We start from the raw sequence: 13232 nt of genomic DNA on the forward strand, positions 1-13232 counted from the left end.
CGGTGACGACTTGTCAGGACGCGATCCGCACGACGCGATCCGCCGCGACGTCGTATCCAATCAAGGGATGGCGAGGCCCGTTCTCCGGAGTGAGCACCATCGGCTTTCCCAACCGGCGACCAACCGCACCAAGGAAGCCGCACACCACATCCAGTCGTTCCTGCCCTTGCAACTCTTCGGGCGAAAAGTCGACCTCGATCTCCTCGACAGTGAAGAAGTGGACATTGACCAAAACCTCTGGCACGGGCCTGACTTGGAGCAAGATGCCCATCTCGGGCCGTCGTTCCAGCACAACCTCGACGTGATCAGGCAGACTCCGGGGGTGGTTCTCCTCCAAGTACTCGAACCACCACCCCTGCAACCGCACAAGATCGACGAACGCTTGCCATTCGGCAATCGTCGTATCGAAGACGTACGCGTCCAGCAACGACCCGTCAGGCACGAACAACTCCGACACGTCGTTCCACATCAAGTCAGCCACCGCGCCATCATCTCCAGGCGTGCTGCGCGGCGCACCACGATTCCGCCCCAGCCAACGACCCTCGGCAACACCTGCCGCGACGCCGTGACCTCCATCACCACCAGGGCGAAGAATCGCCACACTCAACACCATCGGTGCCGCAAACGTCGTCACTGTGGACACGCAAGGCCAATCGCAACGCGAACTCGACTGCACACAGCGACTGCGGACATAAGGAGATTCTTTGTCACCGACGCCATCCGCTCTGGTTGCCCCCGGCACATTGCCGCGAAAGTCTACGGCCATTCCACAGTAGACACGACCATGGGATACGCTGCCATTTATCCCGAGGACGTGATCGCACACCACCGGGCGTTCATCGCCCGTCGTCGCGCTGAGCGGCCCAGCGAAGAATACCGCGAACTCACCGCCACCGAATGGAACAAGTTCCTCGCCCACTTCGAACTACGGAAAGTGGCCCTCGGAACCTGTGGCCGCGACCACGGAACCCCTTGCCAGCACGAAAATGCGTGTGTCAGATGCCCACTCCTTCGCGTTGATCCAGCCCAAAAGCCGCGGTTGGAGGAGATTCATGCCAACCTTGTCGACCGGCTCGCGGAGGCAAAGGAACAGGGCTGGCTCGGCGAGGTCGCCGCGATCGAGACCACCATGGCTGCCGCAGCCCAGAAGCTTGAAGCATGCGCGCCGCCCGCAACGCGACCGTCGTCCTCGGCATGCCTGAAATCCACAGCTCGGCTGGACGCACCAGCACCGATACGTGACCGTCCCCGCAGAGTTCCTGTCTGCGCAGTGCCGCTATGGCATGATTTGAACATGACGACATCCAGAAAGGGCCATGGCGCGTAGACCGCCAGCCTCTGTCCGCGCAGGCTTGCCCGTTCGGCCGCGCTCGCATCGGAAGTTCTCTGCTATCCCGGGGCTCGCACTGGGCACTCGCCGATATCCACCGCGTCGAGGGCGCGAGCCAACTTCACCGCGTTCGGGGCTCAACAGAGCGGTGCCTCAACCGTGTCCGCCCTCCACACGACCACGAGCACCCGCACTGGCAAGCGCCCACAGGCACGCAATAGGCACCGCCCACAACATGAGACGAGGCTCCGAACCCATCCGCCGACACGCCGACCCGGCCAATTAGCCAAAAATCTTCAATCACTGTTGGTGACAATCTCCTCCGCGTACTGACGGGGCCACACTCAAGATCATTTCGGTTAAGCCTGTTCGCGGTGTCCGCAATTGCATGTGAACCCGAAAATGTTGCCTCGTCTGGATGAACTTGAAATCGATTTGGAGCTGCGGCGGATACGTGCGACAGCCGAGGGCTGGATCGGAGAAATCGAGGGAATCGACCGGGCGCTGTCCTGTCTTCGGGACAAACGCGCTGACGCTCTACGGCTGACCCGAATCACTCGGCAGGTCGATCTCGGAATGCCCACAGTGACCCCACCGCGCTAACTGGCCAGCCGAGGACGGCGCCCATTCACCGGGAAGAGGCGAGCGGGCGCCGGTCCAGACCCAGACGGTTACCGAACGCGACGCTAGCATCAGCATCACCATGGACGAACTGGCCGTCGGCTTCAGCCTTGACCTCACCCACTTACCCGTGATGCGCGTGGTGGACATCGCGTTGAGCGCGGCCGTGCGCCGTCCGACTGGAGGCAGGGCCGAGGACACCGCTGTTGTCTGCGTCCATACCCGGGATCGTGCTCAGCGCGCCGATCTGCTGGGAGATGTCCTCGGTCCGCGCGAGGGATCAGGCCCTTCGCGCGGCGGTGACCAGCGCGCTCAGCAGTCGCAGGTGGTCGGCGTCGGCCTGGACTGGGAACAGGAAGTGTCGGCGCAGGAAGGCGTAGGACAGCTCGTGGCGTGGGTCGACCAACGCCTGTTGTCCGCCGGCTCCGCTGTGGCCGAACGCGCCAGCGCCGAGGACCGGGTAGGTCTCTGACACAGCGTGGAATCCGACTGCCCACGCCTTGGGCTGCCGCAGGACCAAGTCGAAGCCGTTGGACTGGATCTGGCCGAACGCCGACGCGGTGGCGGGTTCGAGCAGCGGGTTGACGCTGTCGACCGGCGACACGAGTGCCGAGTACAGCTTGGCCAGGCTGCGGGCGGTGCCGATGCCCCCGAACGAGGCTGGCCCGCGGGAGCGGACGACCGGAAGGTTGGGCAGTTCCCACACCTCGCGGTTGCGCGGATGGTGGCGGTTGAAGGCGATACCGCTGAGACTGTCAGGGGCGGTCGCCGCCGCGGCCAGCTCGCGCAGGCGTTCCGGGGTCGCCGTCATCGGTTGCGCGCTGAGGAACCGGTCGTCCTGCCCCGCGGGCAGGCCCAGGTGCAGGTCCAGCTTCAGCGGCGCCTGGAGCCGTTCGGCGAAGTGCTCCTGGACGGTGCGGCCGGTGGCGCGGCGCACGACTTCCCCGCTCAGCGCGGCCATCACCAGCGCGTGGTATCCCGCTGCCCGGCCCGGTCGCCAGAACGGGCGCTGCGCGCCGAGTCGTTCGGCCACGACCTGGTCGTCGGCGAGTTCCTCCATCGTGAACCCGTCCGTGGCGCCGACCACACCGGCCTGGTGGGCGAGCAGTTCGCGCACCAAGAGGTCCTGCTTGCCCTCGACCGCGAACTGAGGCCAGTAGTGGCTCACCTTCTGGTCCAGATCCAGCACGCCGTCCTGGACCAGCAGCGCCACCACCAGGTGGGTGACCCCCTTGCTCGCCGAGTAGATCCCCATGATCGAGTCGGCGTTCATGTCCGGCCCGGCCCACAGGTCGACCACGTTCTCCCCGCGGTGGTAGGCCGCGACTTGCACGTCCAGTTCACCACCCTCTGTCGCCAGCAGCGCGGTGAACTGCTCGCGCACGGCCTCGAATCCCGGCGCGACTGTGCCCTGGACACCAGCCGCCGCACCCTCGCCTGCTTGCCTCATCGTGCCTCCCGCTGTCCCCGGTGACGGCCAATCCGTCGAACACGACTCACGATAGCTAATTATTGACCAGTGGTCACTAACTAGGGCGAGTGCGTCGTTGTCAGCCTCGTCACCCCTGGCGGCCCACGACGGCCAGCCTGGCGGCGCGTCCTGGCTATCGTCGTGCCATGACCGACGAAGTGGCCGAGCGACGGCGTCCGGGACGTCCCGCCCAGATCAGCCGGGACAAGATCGTCGAAGCGGTCTCGCTGGCCGAGAACGTTGACACGCTGACCATGCGCGAGCTCGCGGCGCGCCTCGGCGTCAGCCACGGCGCGCTCTACCGGTGGGTCAAGAACCGCGACGAGCTCTTCGATCTCGTCAGCGATGTCGTTGTCGAGCGCATCCTGCCGCAGGCCGACGCCGGGGACCCGGAATGCCGAGCCTGGCTCACCCGGCTCGCGTGGGCGATGCACGACGAATTCCTCGCCCTGCCTGGCTATGCCACGCACCTGTCCCGTCCACACAAGCACAACGCGCACTCCATCGACCGGCTCAGGAGCACGGTCAGCGCCGTTCTCCGCCGGTCCGGCGTCACCGCCGAGATGGCCGAGCACAGCTGGCAGATCTTCATCACCTGTGTCGTCGGCTGGCTGGCGGCAACCGAGAATCCCCTCCATCTCGGCACCGACGCACCGAGATTCGACCTGTTCCTCGACACACTGTTGCGTGGCCTGCCCGCCCGTGAGCCCGGTGCCGTACGACCGACCCCTTGATCTTGGTCATCGTTGCCATTGGGGCGCAAGCATTTCTCGTCGCACAACTGGGGAGCCGCCTGAGCAACTGGATCGCCGAACGCTATCGAGAAGCCGCAGAACGCATCGTCGGCATCGCCCTGATCGCGCTTGGCCCATACCTCATCGCGCAACGCATACTCGCCTGAACGCCCGACAGTCGGCGTGTCGACTTGCTTGGTGCAGTGAAGCAGCCAGAAAGCCAAGGGGGCGCCACAGGATTCCTGGCGTGCCAACGAGTTCGGCGACCAACCCTATATCCATGCGCTCGGGTTCAACGTCCACGAGTACACCAGGGTCACGCGCGATGCCGCGTATTCCATGGGTGGACAACGCATCCCGACGTACCCGATCTACGAGTGGGGATGGAGCCGACAGGACTGCCTCGACTACCTGTACCGCAAACTCGGCGTGGCATGGTCGAAAAGTTGCTGCCGACACTGCCCCTACGCTGGCAACAAATCCGGCTGGCCTGAGCAACTCGCGCGTTTCGCCGCGCTGCCAACCGAAGCGGCAGAGCACATCATCGACGAGTACGTCTGTCTGGCGCTCAACCCTCGATCGGGCTGTTCGGGCCCGGCAAGTCACTGATCACGCGACTGCACCGTGACCAGGTGACCGAGCCCATCACCCTCGCCGTCGCCCGGATGAAGACGATACCCACCGCCGGCTGTGGCTCCGCAAGCGCTGCGACGGGATCTATCCGACCCAGGAGGAGTTCTACACGGTCGCGCCCGCCCAGGCACAGGACAAGGAGCTCGACAGCTTCGCCAACGCCTGGGCCGACCACACCGACGAGGCGCTGGTCCGGCTGGAACGCCGCATCGACACGGCCATCGCCATCGTGCAGCAAGCCCTCATCGACAGCCAGGGCCGCCGCGACGCGGCCTGAACCACTCACGCCCGCAGAACTCACCGAACCAGCAAGTCCATCCCTTCCAGGAGTTGACCATGCCTTCACACGACGAACTGCGCGCCCGACTGTTCTTGCTGCGCGCAGCCGAACCACCAGCACCCGCCATCCACCAGTACGTCGCCGTCCACGGCCCGCTCGACGCCGTCGAGCGCATCCGGCACGGCACTGCCCCCGCCGCCGTGTTCAGCGAGATCACACGGCCCGAAGCCCGGATCGACGATGACCTGCGGGCTCTCGACAGCGGCGCGGCGCGGCTGCTCACGCCCGAAGACGACGACTGGCCTCTCGGACGGCTGACCGGCCTGGCCAGCCACGGCGCCCCGCTCGCGCTCTGGGTGCGCGGTAGCGGCTCGTTGACCGAGCTCACCAGGCTCGCCGTCACCGTCACGGGCGCCCGCTCCTCCTCGGAGTACGGAAACACAATCGCTGGCGACATCAGCTACGAGCTTGCCCGCACACAGGTGACCGTCGTCAGCGGCGGCGGCCTCGGGGTGAACGAGGCGGCGCACCGCGGCGCGCTGGCCGCAGAAGGCAGGACGATCGTCGTGCTCGCCAGCGGTGTCGACCGGACCCATCCGCACCAGCACGCCCAGCTCTACCAGACGGTGATCGAGCAGGGCGGGTTGCTGGTCAGCGAGTACCCGATCGGCACACCGCCGACCCGTATCCGGTTCCACGCACGGTGCCGACTGCTGGCTGCGCTCAGCACGGCGACCGTGATCGTCGAAGCCGGGCAGCGCAGCGGCGCCCTCACCGTCGCCCGAGCCGCTGGCGAGCTCGGCCGTCGGGTTTACGGCGTACCCGGACCGATCCACTCCGCCCCATCGAAGGGCGTCAACGAGCTCCTGCGGACCGGCGCTGCCACGGTGGCCAGCTCCGTCGAGCACATCAACTACCAAGAGGGACTGCGATGAACAGCCCGGACCGCTACCAGGCAGCCTTGGCCAATCTCCAGCTGCCTGACGAGTGGCATGTCCACGTGGCGATCCGTCCGCGACGCCGCAGCGTCGGCATCGAGGTCCAGCCCGGCGGTGCCGTCGCCGTGTTGATCCCGCCATCGGCGGACCCGGAGCAGGTCGTACGTTTCGTCCGCAGCCGGCGCCGTTGGATCACCGAGAAGGTCGACACAGCCGTACGCCTGGCGCCCGACCGCCCGGTCAAGGCGCTCGTCAACGGCGACGAGTTCGATCTGTTGGGGCAGCGGTACCAGCTCCAGCTCGTGGCCGGACTGCCCGCCGGCATCGAGAAACTGCCTGCACCATCGGCGGACCGGATCCTGTACGCGCGTGCGCAACGACCAGAACAGGTTCGCCAGGCGATCATCGGTTGGTACCGGCAGGTCGGGCTCGACTGGGTGAAGCGCGAGGGACGCCAGTACGAGCGGGACGGCCGGATCGAGGGCCTCCGCTACAAGGTACGCGACCTCGGCAAGCATCGCTGGGGACTGTATCGCGGCGCGCCCAAGCACATCACCGCTCTGCACTGGGCAGCCTTCGGCCTACCCGTGCACCTCGCCGAGTACGTGCTCGTGCACGAGCAGGCCCACGCGACGAGGCCGGGTGGTCGGCCCCACGGGGCTGCCTGGCAACGGCGTATGAACCTCTGGATGCCCGATTGGCGCCAGCGTCAGCTCGAACTCGATGAGGTCGGCCGTCACTGCTGGCTTGGGGACTACCGACTGCCCGCAGCGGCCATCTAGCTACCGGGCGTCGTCGCTTGCGACAACAGACGGTGGGTCACCTCGTCCGATTCCCCGAGGTGACCCACCGAGCGCCTCCATGGTGTCGTAGCAGGGGGCGTGATAGGCATGTGTGATAGACATGCAGCTATTACGATCGTAGTTGCGCACGACCAGGACGACGCCCGAAAGAGAGGCTCCCCGATGAGCGAGGATCCCGAGGAGGTCCTTCGACTTCGTGCCGTCCGGGCCGAGGTCGAAGGCATCAAGGAGAAGCTGCGCGCCGCTCGCGCCCAGCAGGAGGAACTGGAGAAGATGGTCACTGACCTTCTCGCGAAGCAACGCAAGGCCAGAGACAAGCGTCGCGAAGCCATTCTCGCCGCCGACGCCGCAGGAATTCCACGACTGAGGATCTCCAAGGAGGTCGGCATGCCGCGCGGCAACATGTACAAGCTCCTCGAAGGAGACAGCGGAAGCGATTCGTGAACCTGCTGCTGGTGTGGCATCAATCTTGTTCCAACCGAACCGGAGGCGGGAAAGATCACCAGTTGTTGTTCCACGCCTGCCTCCGGGGCGGACGTGCTCTTGACAGAGGGCAACCACCTTACGTCTGTGTCATGACCAGCGCTTATGCCGACTTCATCGATGAACTGCAGCAGGATGTCACCATCCCGATCCAGCCGCCGATGGACGACCTTGCCCCCGGCACTCGCGCAGTGATCTACCTGCGCGTGTCCTCGACCGGGCAAGTCCGGACCGACTACAACCCGGAAGGCATCTCCATTCCGGCCCAACGGGAAGCGTGCTTGCGCAAGGCGCGGGACCTGGGCGTCACGGTCATTGACGAGTACGTCGAGCCTGGACTCTCAGCTATGGAGATGACCAAACGCGAAGCATTCCAACAGATGCTCGCGCGGGGTGCGCAGCCAGGGCGACGTCATCATCTACCAGCTCTCGCGCAGGGCACGGAACCGCTACGACGACGCGATCGTCATGGCGGACCTGCGCAAGCGCGGCGTCACCCTGGTCTCGGCCGCCGAGGCCATCGACGACACCCCCGTCGGCCAGCTGATGCACGGCATCCTGGCCACCTTCAACGAGTACGAGTCCCGCCAGTCCGGCGCCGACATCGCCTACAAGATGGGCCAGAAGGCTCGCAACGGCGGCACGCTCGGGCGCGCGAAGCTCGACTACCTCAACCACATCGACCACTCCGACGGCCGCGTGATCCGCACGATCATCGTCGATCCCGAACGGGCGCCCTTTGTCCAGTTGGGTTTCGAGCTCTTCTCCACCGGCGACTACACGCAAGAAGAGTTGGCTGACGAACTTTACGACCGCGGCCTACGCACCAGGGCCACCCGGCGACACCAAGCCAAGAAGGTCTCCGAGAACAAGATTTCGCAAATGCTGCGTGATCGCTACTACCTCGGATACGTCGAAGAACGCCGTCGCGTCCACCACCACTACCTCAAGGGATCGCTCTTCTGTGGCCGCTGCCAACGCGACGGCATCAAGCGGCGGATGATCATCCAACGGACCATCAACTCGAAGGGCGCGGAGTACCTGTACTTCTTCTGCCGCGGCAGGCAGAAAGGGCTGTGCCAAGCACCTCACGTCAACGTCACGCTCGTCGAGGACGCGGTTGAGCGCCACTACTCCGCGATTCGCTTCAGCCAGCCGTTCATCGCCGACATGCGCGACCAGATCGATGCTGTGCTCGGCGAGCAGGAAAGTCCGCACGCCTGCTGCGCAAGCAGATCACCGCACAGCTCAAGGAACTCGACACGAAGGAGGAGAACTTGATCGACCTCGCCGCCGACAGCACGCTGCCTCGGACCAAGGTCAAGGAGAAGCTGCGCGACATCGCACGCGAGCGCCGCCGACTGGAGGAGCGCCTGGAAACAGCCAACGCCGACCTCGCCGACAGCGGCCAGCTCGTCAACGCCGGCCTTGCCCTCCTCGAACAGCCCGACCAGCTGTATCGACGCTGCAACGACCAACAGCGCCGCCTACTCAACCAAGCGATCTTCCACACCATCTACATCGAGGACGAGAAGATCACAGACGGTGAGCTCAGGGAGCCCTTCGGGGAGCTCCACACCATCCAGCGCCAGCAGACCACAGCAACCAACCCACAGTCCACAAACGAAAAGGCCACCCGCAATGCGGGTGGCCCATGCTCGCCGTCAGGCGTCGCGGTCCTACTCCGTGGCCTTCATTCAGGCACTTGTTCTAGTAAGACCCCCAGGGTGGAGCTGAGGGGATTCGAACCCCTGACCCCACACTGCCAGTGTAGTTCGGACAGAGCACTGACCAGTAGGTTTTCAGAATCCGCAGGAAAACACGGATCAATTCGCTGCAGTTAAGAGCAGTTGGGCGCAGTCCAGGTCACATGAACTCTCCAGATTTTCTCCACCTATTTGCAGTGTGAGAGATACGGTCGGTGGCGTAGCCACCGGCAACTGGTCACCGAACGGAATCGTAACCAAGCACAGGGGCTGACAAGCGTGTACTCGTCTGCATCACGCTCTACGGTGTGAGCGTGGACAACGATCTTCGACTGGCGGAGGCGGCAAGACTTGTCGAGGAACTGGCCAGCCTTCGCGCATTGACCACCCGCCTGCAGGCGGAGAACGCACGGCTATTGCGCCTCCTGGAGTTGACTCCAAAGCAGGCGGCACCACCCGGCCCAACACAGACGGGCTTCTTCGACGCCCCACCCGGCCCGATCGACCGCCAGTCACCACCTGAGGCGAAAGTCGACTTCTTCGGGGCATTGTTCGCTGCCCGCACCGACATTTACGCCGTTCGCTGGGAAAACACACGTACCGGTAAGACCGGTTGGCTGCCAGCCGTACGTGGTGGGTGGCGCAAAGGCACCCGGCACGAACAACGCGACTACTTGCCACTCACCAGGGAGGTTCTCCGAGCCCACTTGTCCGGTGAAACACACATCGGGTTGTATCCGCTGCTCGATGGCGATCTGTGCAGCTGGTTGGCTGCCGACTTCGATGGACAAATGGCTATGCTCGACGCATTAGCCTTCCTGAAAGCCGCGAGAACATGGTCGGTTCCGGCGGCGTTGGAAGTGTCGCGATCTGGGGTCGGTGCGCACGCGTGGGTGTTCTTCACGGCACCAGTGCCAGTTGAGGCTGCTCGCCGTCTCGGCACCGCGTTGCTGCGCGAGGCGATGGCTGTCCGCGGGCGCATGGACCTGGCCAGCTACGACCGGTTGTTTCCGTCGCAGGATGTGCTGCCGTCAGGCGGGGTGGGAAATCTGATCGCCGCGCCGCTGCACGGCAAAGCCCGACGCGATGGGGTAACCGTGTTCCTCAATCTGTCCACAATGGAACCATATGATGATCAGTGGGCCTTCCTGTCCACACTCGGCAGGATGAGCCCACGCGAAGTCAACCGGACAGCACGCCGAGCAGGGCAGATTGTCGTAGGCGCCAATGTCGAACGACTCGATAAGCCAGTATCGACCAAAATCCAGGCCGCGCCGCACCCAGTGGTGCGTTCCCGTGTGGCGGCGGGGATCCGCGTCGAAATTAGCGAGCTGACCCCGGCCCTGCACGCCACGTTGAAACACGCCGCGTCGATGTCAAACCCGGTCTTCTACGAGCGGCAACGCTTGCGCATGTCGACCTGGGACACGTCACGTTTCTTGCGTAGCTACGACGAGACCGTCGATGGCGGGCTCATCTTGCCGCGCGGCCTAGCCGACACGCTCGCCTCACTGGTCGAGCAAGCCGGCAGCCACCTCGAGGTCACCGACAAACGGACATCCGGCACAGCCCAGGAGTTCACGTTCACGGCCACACTGACCCGCACGCAACAGGACGCCGCAGACGCCCTCCGCGATCACGACCTCGGCGTACTCGTCGCTCCACCTGGGGCAGGCAAAACAGTGATCGCCTGCGCATTGATCGCGGAGCACGCGACATCGACACTCGTACTCGTCGACCGCAAGGCTCTCGCCGACCAATGGCGCACGCAAATCAGCGAGCTACTCGGAATCAAAGCAGGACAACTCGGCGGCGGCCGGACAAAAACCCGCGGCGTCATCGACGTCGCGATGCTGCAAACCCTAGCCCGCAAGGACGACATCGACTCACTCACCAACGGCTACGGACTGGTGGTCGCCGACGAATGCCACCACATTCCCGCAGCAGCATTCGAACACGCCGTCAAACAGATCCCAGCACGCCGATGGCTCGGCCTGACCGCAACACCCTACCGACGCGACAAACTCGACGACCTGATCGCACTCCAACTCGGCCCGATCCGGCACACCATCAAACACTCCACACAGGACACCCACGACGACCAGACACCACAGTTGGACCTCGAACACCCGGAAGCGACACCACGACCAACTCCCGTGCTACACGTGCACGACACCGATTTTCGTTACATAGGCGACGCTGATCCGTCGGCACCCGGTGGGATAGCCGCCATCTACCGAGACCTCGTCGCCAACGATGCCCGCACCAACCAGGTGATCACCGACGTGACAGCGGCACTGGAACGTGGAAGGCATTGCCTTCTGCTCACCCAATGGACCGCCCACGCCGATCGATTCACCGAGGAACTTCAGCGACGAGGACTCGATCCTGTTTTGCTCCGCGGCGGAATGCCCACCAAGGCCCGACGCGACGCCCTCGCCCGCCTGCAACCATCACAGGACGGACCACCGTTGCTGGTCGTAGCCACCGGCCCCTTCGTCGGCGAAGGATTCGACTGCCCAGCCCTGGACACCCTCTTCCTCGCAGCGCCCATCGCCTTCAAGGGGCGGCTCGTGCAATACGTCGGGCGAATCCTGCGCCCGTACCCAGGAAAAACCACCGCCGAAGTACACGACTACCACGACATCGGCACCGGTGTACTCGCCTCCTCCCTCTCCAAGCGCGCCCCCGGCTACACCAGCCTCGGCTTCCCCGACCCCCGAAAACAAACACCACAACGCTAGCGACGATTGCATCCGCGGAGTTCCAGGCCAGCTCGCAGCCGAGATCACGCGTAGCACGCAAACACCTCATGCACTCGGGCTAAAGGCTGTCTCGTAACCCGGTGATCGGCTGGCCCGGCTGGTGGTTGATCATGGTGGGGTGCAGGTGATCTCAGCGTCCCGGTCGGAGTGGATCGCCCCGTTCACGGGGCTGCAACCAGGTCAGTTCCGCAAGCTCGTGCGAGTCATGGCTCAACGCGGTGGCGAGGCGATCGCCGACGGCCGTCCAGGTCGGCCATGGCGACTGACTCTGCCCGACCGGGTCCTGCTGGTCGCGACGTACTGGCGGACGAACCTGACCATGCGGCAGATCGGCCCGCTGTTCGGCGTCTCGCACTCCGCGGCCCATCGCGTCGTCGACTCACTCGGCCCGCTGTTGGCCTTGGCCCCAGTCCGCCGACGCCGGGTCGATCAGGTTGCGATCGTCGACGGCACCCTGGTGCCCACCCGTGACCACCGCATCGCCGAACGGTCCAAGAACTACCGATACTCGACCAACCTCCAGGTCGCCATCGACGCCGACACCCGCCTGGTCATCGCCACGGGAGACCCGCAACCGGGCAACCGCAACGACCGCACTGTCTACCGCGACTCCGGCATCGCCGACGCGTTGGCCGGTCGTCCAGTCATGGCCGACGGCGGCTACCGGGGCAATCCCGATGTGATCATGCCGTATCGCAAACGCGCCAAGGACGTTGCTTTGCCCGACTGGCAAGAGGATCTCAACACGGTCCACCGCAAGGTCCGTGCCCGCGTCGAACACGCTCTTGCGCGGATGAAGACCTACAAGATCCTGCGCGACTACCGCCGCGCCGGCCACACCCTGGCCACCACCGCCTCCGGCATCGCCTTCCTGCACAACCTCGCCATCACTGGCTGACCAACTCGATCCCGCAAGACCGCCATAAGATCAGTTACGAGACAGCCTTTAGTAGATTGTCGCGGCTAACTCTTGGGGTAGAGGTGGCGGAGTTTGACGCGTGCGTTGTCGGTGGTGAACTGCCAGCGGATGTGGCGTTGTTCGGTGTTGAGGGCGTGTTGCCATGCGGCGAGTTCGGTGTTGAGGGTGTCGAGGTCGCTGATGCGGCGGTCGAGGCATTGCCGTGACAGTGCGGGTAACTCGATTTCGGCGATGTTGAGCCACGACCCGTGTTTGGGGGTGTGGGTGGATCTCCAGGCGCTGGGCCAGGGCGAAGGCCTCGCCGGGTGGGAACGCTTCGTAGAGCGAGGCGATGCCGTGGGTGTTGAGGTTGTCCATGACCAGCACCACGGTCTCGGCGTCGGGATAGTCCACGGTCAGGAGCTCTTTCACTTGCCCAGCCCAGTCGAGCTTGGTTCGCTGGGCCAGGGCATGGACACGGCGCCACCCGCGCAGGGACTCTGTCCACACGAAGATCGAGCACGTGCCGCACCGCACGTATTCGCTGTCCTGGCAGGCATCCTTGCCCGG

At 64.8% G+C, this 13232-nt stretch carries 11 protein-coding genes, 1 tRNA gene and 1 pseudogene; 10 read left to right on the plus strand and 3 right to left on the minus strand.

Translation table 11 applies throughout. The features are described 5' to 3' along the window. Positions 1-13: 13 nt before the first annotated feature. Entirely contained in the window at positions 14-634 is a 621-nt protein-coding gene (locus ALI144C_RS22645; RefSeq protein WP_202819026.1) for a hypothetical protein, read from the minus strand. 150 nt (positions 635-784) lie between these two features. Between ALI144C_RS22645 and ALI144C_RS22650 the strand changes: the two genes are divergently transcribed. Then, positions 785-1327 carry a hypothetical protein gene (locus ALI144C_RS22650; protein WP_202819027.1) on the plus strand — a complete coding sequence of 181 codons (543 nt, stop codon included), beginning with the start codon at positions 785-787 and terminating at the stop codon, positions 1325-1327. Between the two features lie 904 nt (positions 1328-2231). Here the strand turns inward: ALI144C_RS22650 and ALI144C_RS22660 are convergent. Beyond that, positions 2232-3401 (minus strand): serine hydrolase domain-containing protein, encoded by a 1170-nt coding sequence (locus ALI144C_RS22660; protein WP_076989108.1) that lies wholly within the window; start codon positions 3399-3401, stop codon positions 2232-2234. 167 nt (positions 3402-3568) lie between these two features. Between ALI144C_RS22660 and ALI144C_RS22665 the strand changes: the two genes are divergently transcribed. The 7 genes and pseudogenes from ALI144C_RS22665 to ALI144C_RS58470 all read left to right on the plus strand — a co-directional run bounded on the left by ALI144C_RS22665 (position 3569) and on the right by ALI144C_RS58470 (position 8574). Next, positions 3569-4156, plus strand: coding sequence for a TetR/AcrR family transcriptional regulator (locus ALI144C_RS22665; RefSeq protein WP_076989109.1), 588 nt, complete (start codon positions 3569-3571; stop codon positions 4154-4156). Continuing rightward, a complete protein-coding gene (locus ALI144C_RS55660) occupies positions 4153-4323 on the plus strand; it encodes a hypothetical protein (RefSeq protein ID WP_168211320.1) in 171 nt (56 codons plus the stop codon). The genes ALI144C_RS22665 and ALI144C_RS55660 overlap by 4 nt, the downstream gene beginning before the upstream one ends. Positions 4324-5125: 802 nt before the next feature. Beyond that, positions 5126-6004, plus strand: a complete 879-nt coding sequence (gene dprA / locus ALI144C_RS22675; RefSeq protein WP_076989111.1) for a DNA-processing protein DprA — start codon at positions 5126-5128, stop codon at positions 6002-6004. Further along, positions 6001-6789: a YgjP-like metallopeptidase domain-containing protein gene (locus ALI144C_RS22680; RefSeq protein ID WP_076989112.1), complete on the plus strand. Its 789-nt coding sequence runs from the start codon at positions 6001-6003 to the stop codon at positions 6787-6789. The genes dprA and ALI144C_RS22680 overlap by 4 nt, the downstream gene beginning before the upstream one ends. 183 nt (positions 6790-6972) lie before the next feature. Beyond that, positions 6973-7254 carry a hypothetical protein gene (locus ALI144C_RS22685; protein ID WP_076989113.1) on the plus strand — a complete coding sequence of 94 codons (282 nt, stop codon included), beginning with the start codon at positions 6973-6975 and terminating at the stop codon, positions 7252-7254. A gap of 200 nt (positions 7255-7454) precedes the next feature. Beyond that, positions 7455-7673, plus strand: a pseudogene (locus tag ALI144C_RS59115) (recombinase family protein); the annotation flags it as partial. A gap of 13 nt (positions 7674-7686) precedes the next feature. Beyond that, positions 7687-8574, plus strand: coding sequence for a recombinase family protein (locus tag ALI144C_RS58470; protein ID WP_269086696.1), 888 nt, complete (start codon positions 7687-7689; stop codon positions 8572-8574). A gap of 447 nt (positions 8575-9021) precedes the next feature. Here the strand turns inward: ALI144C_RS58470 and ALI144C_RS55665 are convergent. After that, positions 9022-9104: transfer RNA gene (locus ALI144C_RS55665), tRNA-Ser, on the minus strand. Between the two features lie 209 nt (positions 9105-9313). Here ALI144C_RS55665 and ALI144C_RS22695 point away from each other — a divergent pair. Beyond that, entirely contained in the window at positions 9314-11743 is a 2430-nt protein-coding gene (locus tag ALI144C_RS22695; RefSeq protein WP_202819028.1) for a DEAD/DEAH box helicase, read from the plus strand. Positions 11744-11882: 139 nt separating this feature from the next. Next, a complete protein-coding gene (locus ALI144C_RS22700) occupies positions 11883-12662 on the plus strand; it encodes a transposase family protein (protein ID WP_083753277.1) in 780 nt (259 codons plus the stop codon). The last annotated feature ends 570 nt before the right edge of the window (positions 12663-13232 follow it).

Origin of the sequence: Actinosynnema sp. ALI-1.44 (assembly GCF_001984155.1) — a bacterium.
Lineage (GTDB): Bacteria > Actinomycetota > Actinomycetes > Mycobacteriales > Pseudonocardiaceae > Kibdelosporangium.